The sequence below is a fragment of the Paludisphaera rhizosphaerae genome, assembly GCF_011065895.1.
GTDB lineage: Bacteria > Planctomycetota > Planctomycetia > Isosphaerales > Isosphaeraceae > Paludisphaera > Paludisphaera rhizosphaerae.
In genome coordinates this window covers 93,458-117,117 of the sequence record NZ_JAALCR010000001.1, presented here as the reverse complement: position 1 = coordinate 117,117, position 23,660 = coordinate 93,458, and the positions used below count along the sequence as shown (strand labels likewise).

The following is a 23,660-nucleotide window of genomic DNA, read 5'->3' as shown; positions in this document are numbered from 1 at the left end:
GTCAATACGACCCCCTTGTCATCGAAGTAGACGTAACAGCTTCGAAACTGAAGCTGCCGCTTCGCCGAATCGCTCGGGTCGATGTCCATCTCGTTCCCCTTCACCAAGCCCACCCTTCGCGTAACGACTCGTCGACCACACATGCCGACGGCCATCGTCCTCGGTACAGGTCGACGATACATTGCGCCGCCGCTTCCGCCATGTCCTGGACGGCTCCCGAATCGGTGCCGCCGACGTGGGGGCTGAGGATCAGATTGGGGGCTCCTCTCAGGGGGCAATCCAGGGGAGGCGGCTCCTGGTGGAAGACGTCGATCCCCGCGCCGGCGAGACGGCCCGATTCCAGGGCGGCTCGGAGATCGGCGTCGACGACCATGCCGCCCCGGGCGGTGTTGATGAGGAACGCGCCGGGCTTCATCCTCGCGAGAAAACCAACGTCGACCAGGTCCTGGGTCGCTTCGGTCAGCGGGACGTGGAGGCTGACGACGTCGGAGGCGGCGAGCAACTCGTCGGGGGAAACGCGCTCGATTTCCAGTTGGCTGTCGCCGGCGGCCGGCGGCAAAAGGTCGTGAGCGAGGATCCGCATGCCGAAGGCCTTCGCCCGGACGGCCACGGCGCGGGCGATCCGACCCAGGCCGTAGAGTCCCAGGGTCTTGCCGCGAATCGGGACGCCGGGGCGTCGGACCCAGCCGCCGGCGTGGATGGCGGCGTTGTTGGGAATCACCTCGCGGGTCAGGGCCAGCAGCAGAGCGAAGACGTGCTCGGCGACGCTGTCATGGTTTGCACCCGGGGTCGTCGTGACGACGACGCCGTGAGTGCGTGCGGCCTCCAGGTCGACCCCGTCGTAACCGACGCCTGTCCGCGCGGCGACGCGGAGACGAGGAGCGATCGCGAACAAATCGGGAGTGAGTCGCTCCAGGCCGAGGACCAGGGCGTCGGCTCCGGGGATGAGTTCGCGGAGTTGCTCGTGGGTCAGGGCGAGGCCCGGGGCGGGGTCGATGCACTCGAAGCCAGCCTCGACGAGCACGTCGCGGAAGCGACCGGGACGGCGGCGAAGCATGGCCTGACAGATCAAAACGGAAGGCATGGCGGACTCGGACGAGCCAGGAGGGCGGGCCCGATCGATCGGCTCGTCCGGGAGCGTCCCCGGTGCTGCGAACCGACGTTCAGGCGGAGAAGAGGAGGACGTCGGTCTCGGGACGGGCTCAAGTCGGCGTCCCGTGATCGTCGACGACCGTATCTAGAGTATCGTCGTGCGTTCTCCGAGGGAACTCGGACCAACACTTGCGCTTGGTTGTCTGTTCAAGCCCTGGACGGGCCGATATCTTTGTTTTGGTGTGGGCGGTTGCGCACGGCTCACATCCGCCGCGGAGACCGACCGTTCCCGCAGCCCGTTCTGGAACGCAGCAGGCCCAAGCTCTCGGGTGGAAGTAAGGCATGGGGGTTCTCAAGTTCAGGCTGCCCTCGAACGAGCTCGCCGGTCGTCTGGCGGCTCAGCGCCGCGTTTATACGACCGGCCTGGATCGGACGCCCGGGCGGCTGGGCCTCGACTTCCGCAACGGCCTGATGACGTGTTCGAGCGACTCCAGCGAGAGCGGCCGTCTTTTCGCGTCCTGGCCGATCCCCGGTTTCGGCTCGCCGGTCGTCGGCACCGCGACCCTCGGCGAACGCTCCACGCCCTACGTTCTGGCCCTGGAACTGGCCCGCGGCAAGCTGAACGACGTCCGCAACCAGGCGGCCGACTGGACGCAGATGGGCCTCCGAACCGACTCGACGCTCGACGACCTCCTGCGCAAAGCCCGCCGCGCCTTCGTGCAGGCCGCACTCGCGTCCGACGACCCCGTCGCTTCGTTCCAGGCCGCCCAGGAGAGCCTGGAGGCGTCCTCCCGCGCGGGGGCTCTTCTGACGGAAGCCTACACGTCGCAGGTCCTTCAGAACCGTCTGGCCGTCGCCGGCCGTCTCTCGACGAACCTGGGATGCGTCCTCACGGGCGATCCCGCCAAGATCGCCGGTTCGGCTTCCTGGTCGAGCACGTTCAATTCGATCCAGGCCGCGGTGCCGTGGCGAGACGTTGCACCAACCGAAGGAAAGCACCGCTGGGAGCTGATCGACGCCCAGCTCGCCTGGGGCAAGAAGAACCGGCTGAACGTCGAGATCGGGCCGCTGATCGAGTTCCGCGCCGGAGCTTTTCCGGACTGGATCTGGCTCTGGGACGGCGACGTCGACACGATCGGCGGTTTCGTGGCCGATTACGTCCGCCAGGTGGTCGGCCGCTACCGGGGCAAGGTCCCGGTCTGGCACATCGCCAACCGGCCAGCCGGACATGAGGTTCTGGGGCTGGGTGAGGAAGACCAGATCCGGATCACCGCTCGGGCCCTCCAGGTCGCCCGCCAGGCGGACCCCGCCGCCCAGCTTTGCCTGGGGGTCGACCGCCCCTGGATGGAGTGGATGAGCAACAGCCGCTTCCAGCTCGGCCCGCTCCACCTCAGCGACTACCTGATCCGATCGGACGTCGGCATCTCATGCATCGCGCTGGAGATCGCACCGGGCTATTCCAATCCCGGCAGCGACGCCCGGGATCTGTTCGAGTTCTCTCGGCTGCTGGATCTTTATTCGCTCCTGAACGTGCCGCTGAACATCACGCTCGTCGCCCCTTCCTCCGCCGCGGACGACCCGAACGCAGACGCCAACGTCAAGGTTGAGGAATGGCAGTGGCCGGCCCCGCCGACCGAGGCCTCTCAGGCCGATTGGGCCGCTCGTTGGACCGCCCTGGCGATCGCCAAGCCGTTCGTCCGGGCTGTGAACTGGCTCCAGCCGAGCGATGGAGTTCCTCACCTTTACCCCAACGGCGGCCTCCACCGCCCTGACGGGGCCCCCAAGGCGGCCGTCGCCCGCCTCCGTTCCCTTCGCGACGACATGCTGGCCTGAAAACGCGTTGCCACCGATCGCAACCGGCGATATGATGGTCGGTTCGCGATCTTTTCCGCCCGTGGACGACCCGACGAGTCATGTTCGACGACCTGCAAAAGCGCCTGTCCTCCGCCTTCAAGCGGTTCCGCGTCAGCGGCGTCTTGACCGAGGCCAACATGAAAGAGGGCCTGCGCGAAGTGCGCACGGCCCTGCTGGAAGCCGACGTCAACTACAACGTCGTCCAGGACTTCATGTCGCGCGTGCAGGAAAAGGCCACCGGCGCGCAGGTCATCAAGAGCGTTCGGCCAGAGCAGCAGTTGGTCAAAATCGTCCACGACGAACTCGTCGAGACGATGGGTCCGTCCGATCCGGCGATCCGGTTTGAGAAGTCCGGCCCGACGATCATCATGCTCTGCGGCCTCCAGGGCTCAGGCAAGACGACGACCTCCGGCAAGCTGGCGAAGCTGCTGACGTCCCAGCAGCGCAAGCCCTTGCTCGTCGCGGCCGACCTCCAGCGGCCTGCCGCCGTCGAGCAGCTCAAGGTCGTCGGCGAGCAGATCGGCGTGCCGGTCTTCTCCGAGACGGGGGTGAATCCCGTCAAGCTCTGCCAGGACGCCCTCGTCGAGGCCAACCGCAAGGGCTGCGACACGCTGATCCTCGACACTGCCGGCCGACTCCACGTCGACGACGAGTTGATGGCCGAGCTGGTGCAGATCGAGAAGAAGGTCCGCCCCCACCACGTCTTCTTCGTCTGCGACGCCATGACGGGGCAGGACGCCGTCGCTTCCGCGGAAGCCTTCAACAAGGCCCTGGAGCTGGACGGCGTCATCCTCACCAAGCTGGACGGCGACGCTCGCGGCGGTGCGGCGCTCTCCGTGCGGAAGGTGACCGGCGTCCCCGTCAAGTTCGTCGGCAAGGGGGAGAAGCTCGACCGGCTCGAACCGTTCGACCCCGAGCGGCTCGTCGGCCAGATGCTGGGCATGGGCGACATCGTCGGCCTCGTCAACGCCGCTCAGGCGACCGTCGACGCCGAGGAAGCCCGCCTCCAGCAAGAGCGGATGGCCAAGGGGAAATTCGACCTCGAGGACTTCCGCAAGCAGATCGTCCAGATCAAGAAGATGGGCTCGGTCCAGGACGTGATGAGCATGTTCCCGGGCATGGGCCAGATGACCGAGAGCCTCGGCGGGATCGACGCCGACGGCGAGGTCAAGCGCATCCAGGGCATCATCGACAGCATGACGCCCCGCGAGCGCAGCCGCCCCGACCTGATCGACATCTCGCGACGCCGCCGGATCGCCGCCGGCGCGGGGGTGGACCCCTCGGACGTCTCCGGCCTGGTGAAGCAGTTCGACGCCATGGCCGCGTTCGTCAAGCAGATGTCGCAGATGAGCATGCTCGACAAGCTCAAGGCCATGACCGGCCTGGGCCGCGCCGCGGCGCTCAACCCCACCGCCAAACTCCTCGCCCCCAAGGTCGGAACCGGCAAGCGGCTCTCCCCCAAGGAGCGCGAGAAGCAGAAGAAACAACGCGAGAAGGAAGAACGTAAGAAGCGCCGCGAGGAGCGCGACAACCGCGACCAGCCCTCGGCCTAACGAGGGCGGCGCAGTACCGAACAACCCCACGAAGCACTGAAGGCTCCGGCCCGCCCTTGCCGTTTTCGAGCACGGCGGCCCCCGGACCCTAACTGCAGGACCTTGAATCGCCCTGACGCGCACGTCGCCGGTAGTTCCGGCGGGGCCCGATCGGGAGCCTGGAAGCTCGGAAGGAGCACGCGAGTGGTTCGTCTCCGTATGAAGTCGATGGGTCGCCGGCACAGGCCTTTCTTCAGAATCTGCGCCATGGACACCCGCACCCCGCGCGACGGCCGCGCCATCGAGGAACTCGGCCACTACGACCCGATGTCGCGGAACCCCGAGACCCAGACGGTCCTCAAGACCGACCGCATCCGCTACTGGCTGAGCGTTGGCGCGCAGCCGTCGGACAAGGTCGCGGCTCTGCTCCGCAAGCACAAGGTGACCAAGCCGGCCCCGGGCGAGTCCTGGGAGCTGCCGAAGCCGGCCCCGGCCGCCGAAGCCCCGAAGGCCGAGTGAACCTCGGGATCGGTCGGCCATGACACCCGCTGAGTCGCCGCTCCGGATTGACGTCCTCACCCTCTTCCCCGACCTCTTCGCCGGGTTCCTGAGTGAGAGCATCGTCGGCCGGGCCATCGCCAAGAGCCTCGTCGAAGTCCACCTGTGGGACATCCGCGACTGGGCCGAGGGCCGGCACAAGCAGGTGGACGACCGACCGTTCGGCGGAGGTCCGGGGATGGTCCTGATGGCCCCCCCCGTGGTCGCCGCCGCCGAGGCCGTCCGCAACGCCGCCGAGCCGCCCGGAGACCTGATCGTCCTTTCCCCCCAGGGGAAGAGGTTCGACCAGTCGAAGGCCGCCGAGCTCGCCGGACGCGGACGATTCACCCTGGTCTGCGGCCGCTACGAGGGCTTCGACGAACGCATCATCGAGATCCTCCGGCCTGAGCTGCTCTCCGTCGGCGATTTCGTCCTCTCGGGGGGCGAGCCGGCCGCGATGGTCGTGATCGACGCCGTCGCCCGCCTGGTTCCTGGAGTCCTCGGCGACGCCGAAAGCGCCGTCGACGAGTCCTTCGGTCCCGACGGCGGCCTGGAATACCCGCACTACACCCGGCCCCGCGAGTTCCGCGGGATGGCCGTCCCGGACGTCCTGCTGAGCGGCGACCACGCGGCCATCGCCCGATGGCGCCGAGAGAACCGCCGCCCGCCGCCGGGCTGACCCCGAACCACCCTCAAAAGAAGAACGCACGTTGCACGCCGGCCCGTCGTAGGGGCCGCTCGAAAGGTCACAGTCATGCAAAACCGATTTATGGCCGCCGTCGAGCAGAGCAGCATGAAAGAGAAGCTGCCGAAGTTCGAGATCGGCGACACCGTCGACGTCCACGTCCGTATCCTGGAAGGCGACAAGGAGCGCATCCAGGTCTTCAACGGCGTGGTGATCGCCCGCTCCGGCGTCGGCACCCGCGAGATGTTCGTCGTCCGGCGCATCGTCCAGGGCGAAGGCGTCGAGCGTAAGTTCCCGATCCACTCGCCCCGGATCGCCGACATCGTCGTGAAGCGCTCGGGCAAGGTCCGTCGCGCCAAGCTGTACTACCTCCGCGAGCGTTCGGGCAAGGCCGTCCGCCTCAAGGAGCGGTTCACCGCCGCCGCCGCCGCCGAGACGCAGGCCGCCAAGGCCGAGCGCAAGGCCGCCAAGGCCGCCAGCAAGAAGGCCAAGGCCGAGGCCAAGGCCGCCGCGGCTGCCGCCAACGCCAAGTAATCGATCGATCCCGAGTCGCGGCCGCCTGGCAACGGGCCGCCGCGACTCGTCTCCCGTTCTGGAGCCTCTCGCGGTCATGCCTCAGCGCGTCGTTCTGGCGATGAGCGGCGGTGTCGACAGTTCCGTGGCCGCCCACCTCTTGAAGGCGGAGGGCTACGACGTCGTCGGCCTCTTCATGCGCACCGGCTCCCACGGCGAGTCCGAGGAGCGCCGGGCCAAAACCTGTTGCTCCATCGCCGACGCCCTCGACGCCCGCCGCGTCGCCGACCGCCTGGAAATCCCCTTCTTCGTCCTCGACTTCGAACGCGAGTTCGGACGCATCCAGGACTACTTCGCCGACGAATACTACGCAGGCAGGACTCCCAACCCCTGCGTGATGTGCAACATCTGGCTCAAGTTCGGCCGACTCTGGGAGTACGGGGAGAGCGTCGGGGCCGACTTCGTCGCCACCGGCCACTACGCCCGGATCGCCCAGGGCCCTGGCGGCGAGCCCCGAATCGGCCGCGGACTCGACCGCGACAAGGATCAGTCGTACGTCCTCTCCGGTCTCTCAAAAGAGATGCTCCCGCGGATCCTCTTCCCGATCGGCGGGCTCGCCAAGGCCGAGGTCCGCGCCCTGGCCCTGGAGTGCAACCTCCCGGTCCACGACAAGGCGGAGAGTCAGGAGATCTGCTTCGTCCCCGACGACGACTACCTGGGCTTCATTCACCGTCGCCGCCCCGATCAGGAAACCGCCGGGAGTATCGTCGACGAGACCGGGACCGTTCTGGGCGAGCATCCCGGCATCGAAAAATTCACCATCGGCCAGCGCCGTGGACTAGGCTTCGCCGTAGGGGAACCGCGATACGTCGTGCAGATCGAGCCGGCCTCGAAGACGGTGACCGTCGGCCGGCGGGAGTCGCTGACGAGGCCCGCCCTGGAGGCGGAGCGGTTCAACTGGCAGTCCCCGGCTCCCGAGGGTCCGATCTCTTGCCACGCCCAGATCCGAGCCCGACATCGAGCCGTCCCGGCGGTCGCCGAGCCGCTGGAAGAGGGGCGCGTTCGGGTCCGATTCGAGACGCCGCAGGCTGCGGTCGCGCCGGGACAGGTCGTCACGCTCTATCAGGACGACATGGTGCTCGGCGGCGGCTGGATCGACCGTGCGCTCGCCGAATGACGACGGTTCCCACGGAAGGACGGCCCCGCCCATGAGCCTCATCAGCCTCATCGTCCCGGAGACCCGCGAGGAGGCCTTCCGCCACGACGAGTTGGCGGAATACCAGCGTCTGCTGCTGGAACGGCCGGGCGTCAACGCGGTCGAGGTGATCTGGGCCGGCTCTGCTCCCGTGGAGCGGTCGACCATCGGCCTTTACCCGATGATCCAGGTCATCGACGAGGGCGCCGACCACGTCAGCCTCCTCCGCCAGGGCCTCACGGCAGCGAAGGGGGAGACCCTCATCATCCTCGACCCCGCCCGCGAATACGGCCCGGACGCCCTGACGCAGGTTCTCGACGCCCTCGACGCCGGCCAGGCCGACGTCGTCGTCGGCGTCCCCCACAGCTCTCGCGGGCTGTTCAGCCTTCGAGGCGTCCAGGGACGAACCCTGTCGATCCTCGGTCGGCTCGCGCTGGGGACTTCCGACGGTCTCTCCGGCCTCGTCGCCCTCCGCCGTTCGGCCGTCGGCTCCCTGGTGCTGGAGAATCCCCGCATACCGGGATCGCGCATCCTGCTGGACGTCCTCACCTGGTGCTCCGGCCGGTTCCTGGACGTCCCCGTGCCCACCGGATTGAACGACAGACGGCGGCTCGACCCCATCGGCCTCGACGACCTGCGACAGCTCAAGCGCGTGTTGGACCATCGCTTCGGCACCCTCTCGCGACTGGTCCAGTTCTGCATCGTCGGCGCGTCCGGGATGGTCGTCGACCTCACGCTCTACGCCGTCCTGCTCTGGTTTCTCGCTTCGGTCGGGCTCGGCGGAACGCCGGAGCCTGCGACGAGTTTCAACCGCTCGATGTTCTTCGCGGGCTGCCTGTCGATCGGGGCGGCCCTGACGTGGAACTTCCTGCTCAACCGCCGGTTGACGTTCAACGACACCCGGGGCGGATCGATCATCCGCCAGTACTTCATCTACGCGCTGGGGAACGCCCTCGGGATCGTGGTGAGCCTGACGTTGCGGCTCTATCTCCCGAGTCGGTTCGGGGTCTTCGCCCGTCACCGGCTGGCTGCGGCCGTGGTCGGGATCGTCGTCGCGACGGGCATCAGCTTCTCGATGTCACGCTGGATCGTCTTCCGACGCAAGCCCACGGCGAAGCCTCCAACGTCCCCCTCCGAGGCCGCCGACGAGCCGGCCGCCGTCGCCTAACTTCCCCTTCGCCACGGGAACGAGGCGAAAGCGGCGACCAGCGCGATCGCCGGGACGATCGGCGCACGCATCCGCAGGTCGGTCCAGTAGAACGCGTGAACGATCGTCAGGCCCAAAATCAGGCAAGGCGCCACGATTCCCGGCCAGCGACGGAACGTCGGCGATGCCAGGCCGATGGCGAACGCCGTGAACAAGGGGAGCGTCCAGGCCAGAGTCACCGCGCGCACGCGGGTTGAATACACGCCAGCGGCCGGGGTCGGACTCCAGAAGGTCTCCAGACGGGAAAGGCAGGCCCTCGCGAACGCAACTGGCTGACGTCGGGCCAGGTCGATGGCCTCGTCACGCATGAACCGGTCGGCGACCGGCTCCGGCATCCCGGCCGTGCGACGGTTCACTGAGTCCCACCACGCCCACTGGTCGCGGCCCGTCCACACGCGCCCCGGTGGGCCGTCGAGGACGTCGCGGTAGTAGACCTCGTTGTTCGCCAGGGCCAGCGTGTAACCGCCGTGGGTCGTCGTCCAGACGAACTCGCCGAGCGCGATGCGGTTCCTGACCGCCCAGGGCGACAGGACGATCACGACGGCGAAGCCCAGTACCGCAGCCCGCTTCACACGTTCGTTTCGATCGCCGGGCGGGACGATCGCGGCGGCGAGCGCAACCAGCCCTGCGCCGGGGAGTGCGCTCGGCCGACAGAGCCCCGCCAGCCCCAGCAGGAGACCCGCCCCCCCGGCGGATCGGAAGCCGCCGGCCGCCGCCGTCGCCAGCGCCGCGGCCGTCAGGAAGGCGGCGGGCGTCTCCGTCATCACGTAGCGCGACTGCCACACCAGCACGGGATCGAGGGCGACGATCAGGCCCGCCGCGAGCCCCCGAAACTCCGAGGCCCCCAACCGCCGGGCCGCGAGGACCACGCACCAGGCCGTCCCGGCCCCGAGTCCCAGGTGGAGCAGGGCGATCCCGGTCGTCGGAGTCTCACCCGAGGGCGAAACGCGGAGCAGGGGGGCCAGCAGGAGGGGGTAGAGCGGCGGTCGATAGGCCGTTGGACGTCCCTTGTGCGACAACCCTTCTCCGGCCGCCAGTGAAGCGGCCAGGGGGAGATAGTTGTCGGGATCGTCGAATCGGCCCGACGCTGGGAACATCGCGGCGAGGCGAGCGAGGATCGCCACGGCGACGACGAAGGGGACGACGGCCGACGTCCATGGATTGTCACGGGTCATGAAGGCACTTAATCTAGGACGTCGTCCCGAACCCGGGACCGTCGCCCGGGATCTTCTCATGATAGTAACCCATCCTCCCGGACGTCATCGACGCAGACGCTTTCTCTCCCCCTGGTGACACGAAATGCCGGATCGGCCGATCGTTCTCATGTTGACGGGTATGGACGAGGCCGGCATGCGGCTCGTCCGCGAGGCCGCCGAAATCGTCGTGGCCGATCCCAAGGACCGCGCCGCCATCGAGGCCGCGGCGCGAGACGCCGACGCGATCATCACGCGGACCGCCGGCAAGATCGACGCTGAGGTCCTGAGCTGGGCGCCCAAGCTCAAGGTCGTCGCCCGCCACGGCGTCGGCTTCGATCACATCGACGTCCCCGCCGCCACCGCCCGAGGAATTCAGGTCGTCTACACGCCGGGGGCGAACACGCAGGACGTGGTCGAACACGTCATCGCCATGATGATCGGCCTGTCCAAGCACTTCCCGATCATGATGAAGGAGCTGGAGGCCGGCAACTACGCCGCCCGCACCAGCATGCGAGGCCGCGAAATCCTGGGGCGGACGCTGGGCATCGTCGGATTCGGCCGAATCGGCAAGCGACTGGGTGAAACCGCAAAACATGGATTCGGGATGCAAGTCCTCTACCACGACATCATCGGCCCCCCCGAAGACGCCGAACTGCGGGCTGGCGCGACTCGCGTGAGCTTCGATGAATTGCTCCGCCAGTCGGACTATATCAGCATCCACGTCCCGCTCGACGGAAGCACACGCCGCCTGATGAATCGCGCGGCGCTGGCAAACGTCAAGGAAGGCTGCATCCTCATCAACACCAGTCGCGGCCCCGTCGTCGACGAGGAAGCCGTGGCCGACGCCCTCGACGCCCGCCTCCTCTGGGGATACGGCGCCGACGTCTTCGACGTCGAACCCCCGCCCCCCAACCACCCCCTGATCGGCCGCCCCGACGTCATGCTCACCCCCCACAGCGCCGCCCAGACCGAGGAAGGCCTCCGCAACATGGCCACCATGGTCGCCGAAGGCGTCCTCGACGTCCTCGCCGGCCGCGTCCCCGAACACCCCGTCAACGACCCCGTCGAGGTTGAGAAAGTGCGTTCGGGGTTGGGATTGCCGCCCTTGTACCGGCCGGCTCGTTAACCGGATTCGGCGAACACATCAAAATACGACGATGTGTTTTCGCGGTTCAAGCCGGGTCATTTGTACAACAGCCGAGCCTGTTTCGTTTATTTCGCCTGTTGCGTTGGCTTCGAGACGCATGATACACTATCCTCAAACCTTTGCGAGGAAGGTGCGCCATGGCGAACAACAAGCATGAGATCATCGAACCGGCAGAGTCGGAAGTGCTGATGGCGCAGAAGACGTGCGTGGCGCTGTCATCGCATCTTCAAAGGAGCAAGTCCTCGCTCGAGTTCCGCGACGTGGATACCGGAGAGACGATGACGCTCCCTCCGTCTGCAGAAAGGGCCCTCCTTCAAGTCTTGGAGGAGTTAGGGCGAGGTCGAGCGATCGCCGTCACGCCGGTCGAATCCGAGTTGTCCACCCAACAGGCAGCGGACATCCTCAACGTCTCACGCCCGTACGTCGCCAAACTGGTCGATGAAGGGGCGCTACCGGCCCGCAAGGTTGGTCTCCATCGCCGGCTTCTGTTAGGCGACGTGCTGACCTATAAGAAGACGATGTTCGCGGGACAGTTGAAGTCGATGGAAGAGTTGGCGGCTTTGACCGGTGAACTGGGGTTGTACGACGCTGATCCGAAATGAGCCGCCCCCCGACCGTCCTTTACGATTCCTGCATCCTCTTCCCGCCATCCCTGAGGGACCTCTTCGTCTGGCTGGGTATCACCGGGGCATGTCGCCCAAGATGGACCGTCGCCATCCACGAGGAGTGGACTCGTAGCGTCCTAAACGTCCGGCCCGAAGTCGCCGCCGCGAGCCTGGCCCGCTGTTGTCGACTTATGGACGCGGCCATCCCAGACTGTCTCGTGATTGGATACGAGCCGCTGATCCCCACACTGAACCTGCCGGACGCGGACGACCGTCATGTGCTGGCAGCGGCGATCCACGCTGGGGCGGAGAGCATCGTCACCTTCAATCTGAAGGACTTTCCCGGAGAACTGACGCGACCGCACGGTGTCGCCGCCATTCATCCGGACGCCTTCCTCGTCCAATTGCTGGAAGAGTTTGAGGAGGAGGTCTATCAGGCGGTCCAGAATCAGCGAGGACTACTCAAAAACCCGCCGAAGTCGATCTCCGAGCACCTTGCCACTCTTGAGAAGGTAGGCCTCGACCGGAGCGTCGTATTGCTTCGGGCCGTCGAAGAGAGGCTATAACAGCAGTAACCTGCACATCGAACTCGTACCAGTCTGCTGCAACCGTTAAAATCTGAACCTCTAATATAAACATTATCCAATATTTCCTCTTGGTCGACCTTCACGTGCTGGACTGAGGTCGGAGGTGACCAGCGAATTCAAGCAACTTGTTTCTGCGGACCTCGTCGATCGCTCCATTCCTGAAATGCCAATCGATGGCAGGTTCCAAGATCTCGTCGCGTGGCCAGAGATCGGGGTACGGCAACTGTTCGTTGTAGGGCAGGACGATCTCGTGGACGATTCTCTCCATCTCGTCGACGACCGCATTTGAGAACCCACGACTTCGAAGCGTTTCCCTGCATCGGTCGAAGTAGAACTCTGGGGGCGGCGGGCCACCGAAGTCATCCAACTGGACGAGGATCAGTCGCCAGTTCGACTCCGCCTCAAGCGGCTGCTCTCGGAAAAAATCGATTCGCTCGCGTTCAGCGGCCATGCGAGCGTCATCAGGCCGTGGACTATAGTATTCCCAGTCAGTCCCCATCTGATTCGGCTCCCATGAGAAACACCATCAGCTCCGGGCTGTGGGCCAGGCCACGGCAATGAGGGGGCACTCTACGACCGCTTCGCATCGGCTCGTCAAACGAGCTGCTGGACGTACATCAGACCGGCGACGAAGCAATCCGGCACCCGAGCAGGCGACTTCCTGATCGTCATTGCTCGTCGAGGATTGTACAAACCGCGCCTCTCCGGCGTGCATCGCATCCTCAGCATGAACGCGAAGGTCACCTTAACGCTGGCCATGGGCTGGTGACCCACCAATCGATTCCACCCTCCCATCCGTCCGAGATTTCAGAGATATGAATCGCCGCCGAGAGCCACTCTAGAGATAGGAGGGCTTTTGAAAATGCGGCTGTCAGTGTCTGCGAACTCGTGAGGGTATGCGGCAACGCTTCATCCAGAGCGATCGAACGAACCCACTGCCGAGAGTGAAAATCGCGCCCCAACCCGATGCCTACAAGAAAGTTGCGCCCATTGGCTTCAGTCGTCCACTCGCACGAAAGAAGCCAATCGGACCCAATCACCGGGAGGGTCGATTGGATGCGATTGGCCAGCTTGAACGACTCGCTCCAGTTCAGAAGCCCGCCCGGGCGACCCGGGAAGCGCCGCGGGCCTTATCGAGGGCCTTGGTCAGGAAGTCCTGGAAAACGGGCGGTTCGTTGTAGCCGCCCATCGAGGAGACGACTTTCCCCTCGGGCGTAAGGATCACGTAGAACGGGTTGGTTTGCTCGGCGGCCAGGTCGAGTTGGCGAAGTTGGTTGGCCTGGGCCAGTTCCTCGCGCTGGTCGGCCGTGAGCGAGCCGATCGGGACCCGGTCGGTGTAGAGCTGGATCGTCACGAACTCCTTGAGCAGCTTCACCACGTCCGGCCTCGGCAGGACGTTCCGCTCCATCAGGCGGCAGTTGGCGCAGTTGACGCCGGTGAAGTCGATGAGGATCGGCCGGTTCTGGGCTGCGGCCTCCTCCTTGGCCTGGTCTAGGCTCATCCCCCAGAGAACGCCGTGCAGGCTCTTCTGCTCGCGTTCGGCCTGGGCCGGGTCGGTGGAGGTCGCTTTGACCTCGCCGGATTCGCCGGCACCCGTCGCGCTGGCGATCCGCGTCTCGGCCACGAGTTCGTTGGAGTCGGGGGGCAGGATCCCCACGATCATCCGGTCCCAGACGAGGCTCTGCGGCGGTCGGCCGAAGAGAGCGGGGGCCATGTAGAGGGCCAGGCCCAGGAACATGCAGCCGAAAAGGATCCGGCCGGAGCCGACCTTCACCTCGTCGTAGTCGTGGTCCGTACGGAAGAGGCCCAGCAGATAGACGCCGCAAACCGCGGAGAGCACGATCCAGGCCGTCAGCACGACCTGGGCGTCGAACCAGGCGTTCTCAGGAGTGACCCAGCCGAGTTCGGCGGTGTTCAGGAACTTGAGCGCCGCACCGATTTCCACCAGGCCGCCGACGACCTTGACCGAGTTCATCCAGTCGCCGCTGCGGGGCATCTTCGAGATCAGGCCGGGGGCGAGGGCCAGCACGAAGAACGGGAACGCCAGGACCGATGCAAAGGTGGCGAGGCCGATGATCGGGTAGAGGAAGTTCCCCTGGGAGGCCATGACGAGCAGGCCGCCGACGACGGGGAACGTGCAGGTGAACGAGGTGATCGTCAGCGTGAGCGCCATGAAGATGATGCCCACCAGCCCGCCTCGGCTTTCGCCGCGGGACGAGGCGTTCAGCAGGAAGCTCGGCAGGCTGATCTCGAACATCCCCAGCAGGCTCAGACCGAAGGCCAGGAACAGGCCGGCGACCACCAGGTTGAGCCAGGGGTTGTTGGCCAGGTTCTGGAGGAAGGACGGAGAGAACAGGAACGAGAAGACCACGCCGACCATCGTGAAAATCCCGATGATCGCCAGGCAGTAAACCACGGCCAGGCCCGTCGTCCCGCCCTTGCCCTTCTGAGCCCCCTGCTTGACGAAGAAGTTGACCGTGATCGGGATCATCGGCCAAACGCAGGGCATCACCAGCGCAAACAGCCCTCCCAGCGCGGAGGCGATCAGGAAGGGGATCAAACCTTGCTGGGCCGTCCGGGCGATCTCGCTGACCGGAGCCTCCTCGGCCGGCGCCTTGCCGATAACCGTCGCAGCGGCGGAGGCGGGCTTCGGCTCTTCGCTCGGCTTCGCGGGGACGGCCGCAGCGGCCGGAGCGGGGGAGGCCGCAACGGACGCGGTCGGAGCCTCGGCAGGTAGGGCCGGCGTCGCAGCCACGGCGGCCACGGCAGGAGTCTCAGTGGGCGAGGCCGGCGTCGCAGCCACGGCGGCGGCAGCGGGAATCTCGGCGGGCGGGGCCGGCGTCGCGGCCACGGCGGCCGATGCCGGGGTGACCGTGGAGTTCCCATCGACCACCTTCACGACGACCTCGGGGAGCGACTGATAGGTCGGCGGGAAGCAGGAGTTCTCATTGCAGATCTGGTAGTTGATCTGGCTCTGGATCGTATGCTCGCCGGGCGCGGCGCCGGCGGGAATCTTCAGCTCTGTGGACCAGGCGACCTCGTCCTCGAAGAACTCGACGAGCACATTGTCGCCAAAGGCAGGCTCAGGTTTGACCGTCGGTTCGTGCGAGGGCTTCCAGGCTCCGGACGCTTGAAGTCCGCCGGTGTCGAAAAGGTCGAACGCGGTCGGCACCGGGCCGTTCCCATTCGCTCCGGGCTTCTCGAGGTCGTAAATATGAAGACCCGGCTCCAGCTTGACGGCCACCTTGTAGGTCACCGTGTCACCCGGCTTCGCCTCGGCCGGCGAGATCGAAGGAGCCAGCGACACGCCCCGAGGCCGGAGCTTCTCGGGCGTGTCCTTCTTCTTCGGGGCAGCCTTGGGCGAGGCCTCCGGCGCGGCGGCCTTGCCGCCGACGACCGTCAGGACCGCATCGGGGAGCGTCCATCGACCCGGGAAGCTGCAACTGGAGGCGTTGCAGATCTGGTAGCTCGCCTGAACGCGGATTGTCTTCTTGCCCGACGTGGCGTCGGCCGGAACCTTGAGGGGGAGGCTCCAGGAGACCTCGTCCTCGAAGAACTCGAAGACCTTGTTCTCGAAGGCGGGCTCGGCCTTGGACTCGGCCGGCTTCGAGGCCGTCCAGGCGCCGTCCGCCTCCAACCCCGCCAGGTCGAACGTGTCAAACAGGGTGTGGCGCGGGCCGTCGTCGCGCTGCTTTTCAGCGAAGGTGTAGATGTGCCAGCCCCGCTTGAGCTTGGCATGCACGGTGAGCTGAACGACGTCTCCCGGTTTGGCCTCGGCCGGTTCGATGGTCGCGGTCAGCTCCGCATCCTTGGGCTTTCCCCGGGGATTGCTGTCCTTCTGAGCGGGCTGGAGCCCGTCGCCGAAGGCCGGGACGGCCATCATGACGAACGCCACGGCGAACGCCGAAACGGCGCGACCGGCGAGGTGAGGTTGCATCATCGGGGAACCCTGTGGAGGAGTACACGGCACCTTCACGTCATCCATCCCGTGCCGGGGTGGGAGGATCGCTTCCAGAGGCTTCGAGCCTCTTCATCCTATAGCTCTGATAGGCTTAGCGGCAAGGCGGTGAGAAGCGCGTCCGGCCCCGGGCGGTGGTTCGCATTGACCGATCCGACAGACTGGCCTAACATGCCCGACCGCCTCGGACCGGCTTGCACCCTGCGCAGCAACCACACGCCCCTATTGCGGCTCCGAGCGGCCGGAACCAGGAACGGTTCGGATTCCTCAGGACAGGACGGGGCCGAATGCGCAGAATCCTCCTCGGCGCGATCTTCGCGGCAGGCGTCGTCGCCGCCGTCTGGATGGCCGTACTCGACAGCCAGAACAGGCTGCGATGGGATCACTGGGACGTCGTCAAACCGGGCGTCCTCTATCGCAGCGGCCAGCTTACGAGCGATCAACTCGTGGAAGCCGTGCGTCGGTACGGAATCCGGACGGTCGTCAACCTCCAGCTCCCCGGCAAGGAGATGGAGGTCGAACGAAGCCTGGCGAAATCCATGAACGTCGGCTTCGTCAATCTCCCGATGCCGGGGGACGGCTTCGGCCGCGAGGAGCAGTTCCGCAAGGTGCTCGAAGTCGTCGACTCCCCCGAGCGCCGGCCTGTCCTGGTCCACTGCGCCCGGGGGACGTGTCGAACGGGATCGTCGGTGGCCATGTATCGCTACGAACGCGACGGCTGGACGATCGATGACGTCGCCGCCGAGGCTCGCCGCCAGACCTATCGCGAGGGCTGGATCCCCGGCTACATCTACGCCATGGCCCGCAACAAACCGGACTCCGACCTCCACCACCCGATCACCATCGACGAGCGGAACACCCCCGAAACCGCGGCGGCCGAGGTCGCCCTGCCGCCCGTCGCCGAGGAAGCCCTGCCCGAGGAGGCCGCCCATGACCACTGAGCAGATTCAGGCCGGGCGGACGAGTCTCGGCCGGCGCTTTCGGGCGGACGAGGGGAAGGTCGTCGTCAAGCTCCCCGAGGCTCGAGCCTGGTGCGTGCCGACGCTGATCGCCGTCGGCCTGATCTTCGTGCTCGTCGGCGGCGGCGACGCCGATCTGACAGGCTCTGACGCCCGGCTGGGCGTGGCGGCAGGCGAGGGATTCGGACCAGTCGGCCAGTTGTACAGCCAGTGGCGGCCCGATCTCTGGCCGCTCCCCGCGGCCATCGCCCGAGTGATCCATCTCCTCGGCGAGCCGGGACGTCCCGACCCAGGCGTCGTTCTCTGGCCCTCGGCGGTCGCCGGCCTCGCCGCCGGCTGGATCCTGGCCCGTCGGTTCGTCGCCCATGGCAGGACGACCACGGCCTTGCTGTTCGGTTTCGCCTGGTTCGGGTCGCTCGCGATCATGAGCCACGCGGGAAGCTCGGGGATCGATTTCCTGTCCGGAATGGCCACGGTCGCCGCCCTCGACCGGATGTTGAGCCGCCGGACCGACTGGATCACCGGCGTCTGGGCCTCGCTGGCTTTCCTGGCCGGAGGCTGGCCTCCGCTGGTGATCCTCGGCCTAGCCGTCATCGTGCTCGGCCGTCGCGACGCGGATTTCTCGGTCGGAATGATCGTCCCTCCGGTGCTGACGGCGGTCGCCTGGCTGGTCTGGACCGTTCAGGTCGCCTCCGCACAGGCTGCGGCGGCGGCTCTGATGTGGCCGTTGACCCAGCGTCTCAGTTGGACGCTGCCGACTTCGTTGGGCTCGTTCCTCGGCGCGCTGGCGACGCCGATGAACCAGCGACCCGCATGGGCTCTGCCGATCGGCTGCCTGTTGATGGGAATGCCGCTCTCGCCGTTCGCCTTTCTGGCCGCGAGCGGCTCGCTGCGGGAGCGTTTCAAGGCCGAGACCGACGGCCTGGTGCTGGACTGGCTGCGCGTGGGAATCGCGGCGATGGTCGGCGGCATGATCGTCCCCGGGCTGGCCTCGGCGTCAGCGCTGCCGGCGCTGGCTGCGCTCCTGGTGGTCGCCTCGGCCGGACTGAGCGCGGCCTGGTCGGGCGAGTTGTCGTCGCCGACGCGTCGAGCCTTCTTCGCGATCGTCGCAGCCTTGGTCGGCGGTTGGGTTTTCGTGACCCTCTACGGCACATACGTCCTGACCATCGTCTTCACCTACTACCGGCCGATCGGCGTGGTCTTCGCGATCGGAGGCGTGGTCGTCGCGGCATTCGCCTGGCGGGCCTTCGAACTCGGCTGCTCGAAGCGCGGGGTGCTGGCTCTGCTCCTGCTCACTGCCTGCCTCAAGTGGGTTCACGCGGGTTACTACATTCCGGAATGGACCTATCGGTATGGCCAGGGGCCGTGGGGTCGGGCGATCGGTCAGTGGCTCCTGCCGCACTGGCCGATCTACACGTTGCATGAATGGCCGGAGGATCTCGCTTTCGCCATCGGTCGGCCGATCCGGATGCTGCACAGCCCGCAGCATCTGGCTTTTCCCCAGACGTCGGAGAGCAAGCACGTCCTCTTGCTGGAATCCGAGTACGAGAACTGGCCCCCGAGCGCTCCCAAGCTTGTCAAGGTCGCCACGTTCGAGCCCCCCAGCTTGATGGGCAGCCGTCGCATCCTGGCTCGCACGGAGGGCGTCTTGCTCACACCCTCGGGCAAACTGGTCTCCCGCGTTCCGGCGCCACAATAAGAGATGGTTCGGGAGTCGAAGATCCGATCCAACGAATCGGCGCGAGACGGAGACGTCCTCGCGCCGATGTCATTTCCCGTAAGCATTTACGTGAAATCTCAGCCACGAATAAACTAGGAAACCGCTTGGAAAGATAGAATCAGATGGCGTGAACGAAGGCGGCCTTTCGGACGTATGATCAAGGTCTCGTCACAGTCGTTCGGGCCACGCGTATGAGCTTTCGGGGGTAGTCTCGACCTGACTTGCTCGCTGACCGGTTGCGCCCCTCCCTTCCGGTCGGTGAATGAAGCCTGACAGCCCCGCGACTGCGACCCCCGCGACAGAAAACCACCCGGGCTGCTTGCCCGAGCCTCGACCGTTGGAGGGCGTGGCGACATGATCGGCAAACTCAAAGGGATATTCGTCGCAGCACCGCCGGAAAGCGGCGGCCGTCGCCCTGTCGTCGATATTCAGAAACGGTTCCTGATCGAATCCGACGTCTCCTCCCAGGGGAGCATGTCGAAGGTCTATAAGGCGCTCGACACCCAGTCTGGCAAGCTCGTGTGCCTCAAGGTCCAGGATCGCGAGCGGAATGAAGCGGCCCAGGCGCGTGCGTCTCGTCATGAGGAGCGCCCCGCCGAAGGGGCGATCGCGATCCAGATCCGCCACCCGAACGTCGTCCGGACTCTGGAAAGCGGGATCACCTCGAAGGGTGAAGAATTCCTGGTGATGGAATACATCAACGGGATCTCCTTCGAGAAAATGCAGGAAGACCGGCTCGGCCGCACGGCGCATCGGCTCGAATGGCTGGCTCAAGCGGCGGAGGGGCTCGCCGCCGTCCACCAGGCCGGGTTCATTCATCACGACGTCAATCCTCGAAACTTCCTCGTCGATCGCTCGCACGACCATCGGGCGCGAGTCATCGACTTCGGACTGACCGTCCCCAATACGCCCGCGTTTCGAAAGCCAGGAAACCGCACCGGCTGCCTTCAGTACATGGCCCCCGAGTTGATCCGTCGGGAATCGATCGACGAGCAGATCGACGTCTTTAGCTTCGGCGTCGTCGCCTTCCAGTTCCTGACCGGCAAGCTCCCCTACGACGCCCCCGCTTCCCCCAACGCTCTCCTCCAGCGTTTCCGGACCCCGCCGTCCGATCCCCAGGTCGTGCAGCCGAAACTGTCCGACGAACTCAGGGACACGCTCCTCAAACTCGTCGCCGTGGACCGTCGCGACCGCTGGCCCTCATTGGCGACTCTCGCCGAACACCTCCGCTCCATACCGCCGAAACGCGTTCTGGCCTAACGCTTTAGGCTGACATCGACCTTCCTTGCTCGCCCCCGAGGGATCACGATCCTTCCGGGGCGTTCGTCGATTTCGAAATTCACGGCACTTCTAATCGGTTCATCTTCCAGCTTGTTGACAACCTACACGGTCCACGCTAGAGTTTGGCGCTGAGATTGAATCTCAATCGCACAATAGGCCGTTCAGCGGCTGACATGCGATAGCTGAACTGGGAGCGATGGCACGCTCTCATCGTTGGGCGAGCGGTCTGCGAGGGCGTTCTCTGGAGAGCCCAGGGAACGCGCCACCGCTAGGACGAGTCGCCTCACCGACATGGAAGCGAAGCGGCTTTCTCATTCCCTGAAACATCGAAACGCAAGGCATCGGAGCTTTCTCACATGTCGCAGGGTACCCGGGTCGGACGACGTCGGGGTTTCACGCTGATTGAACTCCTGGTGGTCATCGCGATCATCGCCGTATTGATCGCGTTGCTCCTGCCTGCGGTGCAGGCGGCGCGCGAGGCGGCACGGCGCATCCAGTGCACGAACAACATGAAGCAGCTCGGGCTGGCGATCCACAACTACCTGGACTCGAACAACGCGATGCCGCCGGCCGCTCAGGGAGGGATGTACTACACCTACCTGAATTTCACCGGCTACAGCTTCCTGCTCCCCTATGTCGAGCAGACCAACGCCTTCAACGCGTTCAACTTCGGCACGGCGTCGTATTCGGGGTCGCTGGCGTACTTCGGCTGGTCGCAGTGGTCCAACAGCACTGCGTTCTCGATGCAGTTCTCGACCTTTCTCTGCCCCTCGAACCGGGCCACGGGCGAGGTGGGATCGACGTCGAGCAGCGGATGGACGGTGTCCAAGGCGGCCGTGACCGACTATCTCTTCAACGCCGGGGCTGGCCGCTACGCGATCAAGGGCTTCGGCGAGACGGGCCGGATGGGCCCCTTCGGCTTCGACACCGCGACGCGGCTGGCCGAGGTGACCGACGGCACCAGCAACACGTTCCTGATGGGGGAAGCCGCCGGCGGCAACCAGCGGAACAAGCTCTACGCCGCCGGCACCACGACTCGCGTCTGCCTCCCGCTCGCAAGCTACAACACGGCTGGGCCGGTCTACTACGACAATCTGATGTTCATGGCCTACGGCCGGTCGCGAACCTGGACCACGGGAACCTCGACGGCCCGGATCATCGGCGGCCTGGCGGCCAGGACGGTCGATTCGGTCGGCAACGCCTATCGCGTCAACGACTGCGGCGCTGAATCGGCAACCGACGTCTTCGACGCGGCGCCCGGCCTGGCGGCTCCGGCTTCCGCCCAGGTGCTCCCCAACTTCCGGTCGGCCCACCCCGGCACGACGAATTTCCTCTTCGGCGACGGCACCGTGCGGACCGTCAAGGACTCGATCTCGTTCCCGACCTACCAGGCGCTCTCGACCATCGGAGGCGGCGAGATCGTCTCGTCCGACGCGATGTGATCGACGACCTCCCACGAGAGACCAGGAGCCGGACGTTGAAGTCCATCAAAATGATGACCCCGACGGCCCTCTGCCTTCTTATCCTGGGTTCGGCGGCGAGCGTCACCGGCTGCGGCGAGGGCACCCCCGAGACGACCAGCCCAATCGTCTCGGCCGACTCGGAAGAGGGCAAGAAAGCCCTGGCTCAGGACGAGGCGGAGCGGCAGCTCCGCAAGCAGAAGGAAGCGAAGGCTTCTTCTCGTCACAAGAAGATTCAGCTCCCCGACGAGGGGTGAGCGACCACGAACGATTCATCGCCCGATCCCACTCGAAACCAAAAGAAGCATCTGAATATGAAACTCTTCCGTTCCAGCAAGCTCCTGGCCCTGGCGATCGTCGCGGCCCTGCTGCCGCAAACGGCCTGGGCCCACTTCATCTGGCTCAAGGCCGAGGCCGGCGCCAAGCCCGGCGAAACGGTCTTCCGCGCGTTCTTCAATGAGGACCCCGAGCCCGACTCGTCGTTCCTGAAATACGTCAAGGATCTGCGGATCACGGCCGACGGCCAAACCATCCCGTCGGAAGTGGCCGCGGACTCGCGCAACGGCCTTTGGGTCGGCAAGCCGGCCACGTTCGTCGACGCCGAGCGCGACCTGGGCGTCATGACCAAGAACGACAAGTCCTACCGCCTCTTCTACACCGCTCGCGCCCAGACGGATGCCGTCGCCGACAGCGTCAAGGAGAACGGCGACAAGCTTCGCGTCCGCGTCGTGACCACGAGCACCGCGCCCGTCCTTGAGGTCCTCTTCAACGGCAAGCCCGTCGCCAAGGCCCGCGTGAAGGTCTATCCGGCCAAGGGCGAGTCGACCGAGGTGACGACCGACGAGCAGGGCCGCGTGGCCGTCGAAGGTCTCGCCGACGGCAAGGCTGCCGTCTGGGCGAACCACGTCGATGCGACCGCCGGCGACAAGGAAGGGAAGCCCTTCGCCGAGACTCGTTACTACGCCACGCTCAACTTCACCCCCGCCTCGACGCTGCTCGGCGGCAAGACCGCCCTGGAAGCGACGACGGTCGCCAACATCCCCGATCCGGCCGTCAACAGCTTCGGCGGCGCGGTGCTGGGCAAGTGGCTGTACATCTACGGCGGCCACATCGGCAAGACCCACTCGTACGACGTCAACACCACGGCCAAGCACTTCCGCCGCCTCAACCTGGAAGACGGCAAGACCTGGGAAGAGCTGCCGATGGAGAAGGACCTTCAGGGCCTCGGCCTGGTCAGCGACGGCAAGTACCTCTACCGCCTCGGCGGTATGGTCGCCTCGAACAAGTCTGGGGAGGAGCACGACCTGCACTCGGTCGCCGACTTCTCCCGATTCGATCCTGAGAGCAAGACCTGGACGGCCCTGACCCCGATGCCCGAAGCCCGTTCGACGCACGACGCCGTCGTGATCGGCCGGACGGTCTACGTCGCCGGCGGCTGGCACATGAAGGGGGGGGATGAGGAGTCGACGTTCCTCAAGGACGCCCTCGCGTTCAACCTCGACAAGCCTGAAGACGGCTGGAAGTCGATCCCCCAGCCCTTCCAGCGCCGGGCGCTTTCAGTGGCTTCACACAACGGCAAGCTCTACGTCCTCGGCGGCCTGGTCGGCGGCGGCATGACCGTCGATCGCAACGTCGACATCTACGACCCGGCCACCGGCGCCTGGTCGCAGGGCCCCGCCCTCGGCGGCGGCGGCCGCACCGAAGGCTTCGGGACCTCGGCCTTCGAGGTCGCCGGCCGGATCTACTACAGCGGCGCTTCGGGCCGGATCTTCCGCCTGAACGACGCCGGCGACGCCTGGGAAGCCATCGGCGGTTGGGGCCTCCCCCGGCTGACGCACCGGCTCCTGCCGGGCCTGAACGACACGATCATCGCCGTGGGCGGCAATGCTCGCGGCCAGGCTCAAACGCCGAACATCGAAGCCGTCCACATCGACACGGCCAAGCCGACGGCGACCGCCTCGAACTGATCGCATTCAGGACGAGTTGAAACCACTCGACGCCCCGTCGCCCAACTTCGGTCGAGGCTGCGGGGCATCGGTGTTTCCCCTGCGTCCTTCAGAGATTTGAGCTGCTTTCACCGCCCTGACGGGAACCCAGATCCTCCCTTCTCCCCTGGTGGGAGAAGGGAGGAT

General features: G+C 66.1%; 20 protein-coding genes. 16 read left to right on the top strand and 4 right to left on the bottom strand.

Annotated elements, in window-relative coordinates; all coding sequences use genetic code 11:
• Positions 1–100: 100 nt before the first annotated feature.
• A complete protein-coding gene (locus tag G5C50_RS00575; protein WP_165063592.1) occupies positions 101–1,084 on the bottom strand; it encodes a phosphoglycerate dehydrogenase in 984 nt (327 codons plus the stop codon).
• Between the two features lie 350 nt (positions 1,085–1,434).
• Between G5C50_RS00575 and G5C50_RS00570 the strand changes: the two genes are divergently transcribed.
• From G5C50_RS00570 to G5C50_RS00540, 7 genes are all read left to right on the top strand, one after another.
• Complete coding sequence (locus G5C50_RS00570; RefSeq protein WP_165063590.1) at positions 1,435–2,925, top strand: endo-1,4-beta-xylanase; 1,491 nt, start codon at positions 1,435–1,437, stop codon at positions 2,923–2,925.
• Between the two features lie 80 nt (positions 2,926–3,005).
• On the top strand, positions 3,006–4,499 hold the full coding sequence (gene ffh, locus G5C50_RS00565; protein WP_165063588.1) for a signal recognition particle protein: 1,494 nt from the start codon (positions 3,006–3,008) through the stop codon (positions 4,497–4,499).
• 246 nt (positions 4,500–4,745) lie between these two features.
• On the top strand, positions 4,746–4,997 hold the full coding sequence (gene rpsP, locus G5C50_RS00560) for a 30S ribosomal protein S16 (RefSeq protein ID WP_240906896.1): 252 nt from the start codon (positions 4,746–4,748) through the stop codon (positions 4,995–4,997).
• A 19-nt stretch (positions 4,998–5,016) separates the two neighbouring features.
• Entirely contained in the window at positions 5,017–5,694 is a 678-nt protein-coding gene (gene trmD, locus G5C50_RS00555) for a tRNA (guanosine(37)-N1)-methyltransferase TrmD (RefSeq protein ID WP_165063586.1), read from the top strand.
• 75 nt (positions 5,695–5,769) lie between these two features.
• A complete protein-coding gene (gene rplS / locus G5C50_RS00550) occupies positions 5,770–6,234 on the top strand; it encodes a 50S ribosomal protein L19 (RefSeq protein ID WP_165063584.1) in 465 nt (154 codons plus the stop codon).
• Between the two features lie 76 nt (positions 6,235–6,310).
• Positions 6,311–7,390 carry a tRNA 2-thiouridine(34) synthase MnmA gene (mnmA, locus tag G5C50_RS00545; RefSeq protein WP_165063582.1) on the top strand — a complete coding sequence of 360 codons (1,080 nt, stop codon included), beginning with the start codon at positions 6,311–6,313 and terminating at the stop codon, positions 7,388–7,390.
• A 31-nt stretch (positions 7,391–7,421) separates the two neighbouring features.
• Positions 7,422–8,576, top strand: coding sequence for a GtrA family protein (locus G5C50_RS00540; protein ID WP_165063580.1), 1,155 nt, complete (start codon positions 7,422–7,424; stop codon positions 8,574–8,576).
• On the opposite strand, the gene G5C50_RS00535 is transcribed toward G5C50_RS00540, so the two are convergent.
• A complete protein-coding gene (locus G5C50_RS00535) occupies positions 8,573–9,790 on the bottom strand; it encodes a phospholipid carrier-dependent glycosyltransferase (RefSeq protein ID WP_165063578.1) in 1,218 nt (405 codons plus the stop codon). The two genes, G5C50_RS00540 and G5C50_RS00535, sit on opposite strands and share 4 nt — an antisense overlap.
• Before the next feature lie 148 nt (positions 9,791–9,938).
• Here G5C50_RS00535 and G5C50_RS00530 point away from each other — a divergent pair, with 148 nt between their 5' ends.
• From G5C50_RS00530 to G5C50_RS00520, 3 genes are all read left to right on the top strand, one after another.
• Positions 9,939–10,937: a hydroxyacid dehydrogenase gene (locus tag G5C50_RS00530; protein WP_240906895.1), complete on the top strand. Its 999-nt coding sequence runs from the start codon at positions 9,939–9,941 to the stop codon at positions 10,935–10,937.
• A gap of 158 nt (positions 10,938–11,095) precedes the next feature.
• The gene (locus G5C50_RS00525; RefSeq protein ID WP_165063574.1) at positions 11,096–11,560 is read left to right on the top strand and encodes a helix-turn-helix domain-containing protein; all 465 of its coding nucleotides are present in this window, start codon (positions 11,096–11,098) and stop codon (positions 11,558–11,560) included.
• A 194-nt stretch (positions 11,561–11,754) separates the two neighbouring features.
• A complete protein-coding gene (locus G5C50_RS00520) occupies positions 11,755–12,129 on the top strand; it encodes a hypothetical protein (protein WP_407673458.1) in 375 nt (124 codons plus the stop codon).
• A gap of 100 nt (positions 12,130–12,229) precedes the next feature.
• Here G5C50_RS00520 and G5C50_RS00515 read toward each other — a convergent pair whose 3' ends face one another.
• Entirely contained in the window at positions 12,230–12,601 is a 372-nt protein-coding gene (locus tag G5C50_RS00515; RefSeq protein ID WP_165063570.1) for a hypothetical protein, read from the bottom strand.
• Positions 12,602–13,240: 639 nt separating this feature from the next.
• Positions 13,241–16,090, bottom strand: a complete 2,850-nt coding sequence (locus G5C50_RS00510; protein ID WP_165063568.1) for a protein-disulfide reductase DsbD family protein — start codon at positions 16,088–16,090, stop codon at positions 13,241–13,243.
• A gap of 305 nt (positions 16,091–16,395) precedes the next feature.
• Here G5C50_RS00510 and G5C50_RS00505 point away from each other — a divergent pair, with 305 nt between their 5' ends.
• The 6 genes from G5C50_RS00505 to G5C50_RS00480 all read left to right on the top strand — a co-directional run bounded on the left by G5C50_RS00505 (position 16,396) and on the right by G5C50_RS00480 (position 23,495).
• Entirely contained in the window at positions 16,396–17,049 is a 654-nt protein-coding gene (locus tag G5C50_RS00505; RefSeq protein WP_165063566.1) for a fused DSP-PTPase phosphatase/NAD kinase-like protein, read from the top strand.
• Positions 17,039–18,766, top strand: a complete 1,728-nt coding sequence (locus G5C50_RS00500) for a hypothetical protein (protein WP_165063565.1) — start codon at positions 17,039–17,041, stop codon at positions 18,764–18,766. Before G5C50_RS00505 ends, G5C50_RS00500 begins: the two co-directional genes overlap by 11 nt.
• A 375-nt stretch (positions 18,767–19,141) precedes the next feature.
• Positions 19,142–20,047: a serine/threonine protein kinase gene (locus tag G5C50_RS00495; protein WP_165063563.1), complete on the top strand. Its 906-nt coding sequence runs from the start codon at positions 19,142–19,144 to the stop codon at positions 20,045–20,047.
• A gap of 377 nt (positions 20,048–20,424) precedes the next feature.
• Positions 20,425–21,510 carry a DUF1559 family PulG-like putative transporter gene (locus G5C50_RS00490; RefSeq protein WP_165063561.1) on the top strand — a complete coding sequence of 362 codons (1,086 nt, stop codon included), beginning with the start codon at positions 20,425–20,427 and terminating at the stop codon, positions 21,508–21,510.
• A gap of 35 nt (positions 21,511–21,545) precedes the next feature.
• On the top strand, positions 21,546–21,785 hold the full coding sequence (locus G5C50_RS00485) for a hypothetical protein (protein WP_240906894.1): 240 nt from the start codon (positions 21,546–21,548) through the stop codon (positions 21,783–21,785).
• 57 nt (positions 21,786–21,842) lie between these two features.
• Complete coding sequence (locus tag G5C50_RS00480) at positions 21,843–23,495, top strand: galactose oxidase (protein WP_165063560.1); 1,653 nt, start codon at positions 21,843–21,845, stop codon at positions 23,493–23,495.
• The last annotated feature ends 165 nt before the right edge of the window (positions 23,496–23,660 follow it).

What these genes read in the sequence shown, in the direction of transcription:
- G5C50_RS00535 (WP_165063578.1), bottom strand. Translation starts at nt 9,790, where the DNA reads ATGACCCGTGACAATCCATGGACGTCGGCCGTCGTCCCCTTCGTCGTC.
- G5C50_RS00495 (WP_165063563.1), top strand. Translation starts at nt 19,142, where the DNA reads ATGATCGGCAAACTCAAAGGGATATTCGTCGCAGCACCGCCGGAAAGC.
- G5C50_RS00530 (WP_240906895.1), top strand. Translation starts at nt 9,939, where the DNA reads ATGTTGACGGGTATGGACGAGGCCGGCATGCGGCTCGTCCGCGAGGCC.
- G5C50_RS00570 (WP_165063590.1), top strand. Translation starts at nt 1,435, where the DNA reads ATGGGGGTTCTCAAGTTCAGGCTGCCCTCGAACGAGCTCGCCGGTCGT.
- G5C50_RS00480 (WP_165063560.1), top strand. Translation starts at nt 21,843, where the DNA reads ATGAAACTCTTCCGTTCCAGCAAGCTCCTGGCCCTGGCGATCGTCGCG.
- G5C50_RS00525 (WP_165063574.1), top strand. Translation starts at nt 11,096, where the DNA reads ATGGCGAACAACAAGCATGAGATCATCGAACCGGCAGAGTCGGAAGTG.
- G5C50_RS00520 (WP_407673458.1), top strand. Translation starts at nt 11,755, where the DNA reads ATGGACGCGGCCATCCCAGACTGTCTCGTGATTGGATACGAGCCGCTG.
- ffh (WP_165063588.1), top strand. Translation starts at nt 3,006, where the DNA reads ATGTTCGACGACCTGCAAAAGCGCCTGTCCTCCGCCTTCAAGCGGTTC.
- G5C50_RS00510 (WP_165063568.1), bottom strand. Translation starts at nt 16,090, where the DNA reads ATGATGCAACCTCACCTCGCCGGTCGCGCCGTTTCGGCGTTCGCCGTG.
- rpsP (WP_240906896.1), top strand. Translation starts at nt 4,746, where the DNA reads ATGGACACCCGCACCCCGCGCGACGGCCGCGCCATCGAGGAACTCGGC.
- G5C50_RS00500 (WP_165063565.1), top strand. Translation starts at nt 17,039, where the DNA reads ATGACCACTGAGCAGATTCAGGCCGGGCGGACGAGTCTCGGCCGGCGC.
- G5C50_RS00505 (WP_165063566.1), top strand. Translation starts at nt 16,396, where the DNA reads ATGCGCAGAATCCTCCTCGGCGCGATCTTCGCGGCAGGCGTCGTCGCC.
- G5C50_RS00490 (WP_165063561.1), top strand. Translation starts at nt 20,425, where the DNA reads ATGTCGCAGGGTACCCGGGTCGGACGACGTCGGGGTTTCACGCTGATT.
- rplS (WP_165063584.1), top strand. Translation starts at nt 5,770, where the DNA reads ATGCAAAACCGATTTATGGCCGCCGTCGAGCAGAGCAGCATGAAAGAG.
- G5C50_RS00515 (WP_165063570.1), bottom strand. Translation starts at nt 12,601, where the DNA reads ATGGCCGCTGAACGCGAGCGAATCGATTTTTTCCGAGAGCAGCCGCTT.
- G5C50_RS00575 (WP_165063592.1), bottom strand. Translation starts at nt 1,084, where the DNA reads ATGCCTTCCGTTTTGATCTGTCAGGCCATGCTTCGCCGCCGTCCCGGT.
- mnmA (WP_165063582.1), top strand. Translation starts at nt 6,311, where the DNA reads ATGCCTCAGCGCGTCGTTCTGGCGATGAGCGGCGGTGTCGACAGTTCC.
- G5C50_RS00540 (WP_165063580.1), top strand. Translation starts at nt 7,422, where the DNA reads ATGAGCCTCATCAGCCTCATCGTCCCGGAGACCCGCGAGGAGGCCTTC.
- trmD (WP_165063586.1), top strand. Translation starts at nt 5,017, where the DNA reads ATGACACCCGCTGAGTCGCCGCTCCGGATTGACGTCCTCACCCTCTTC.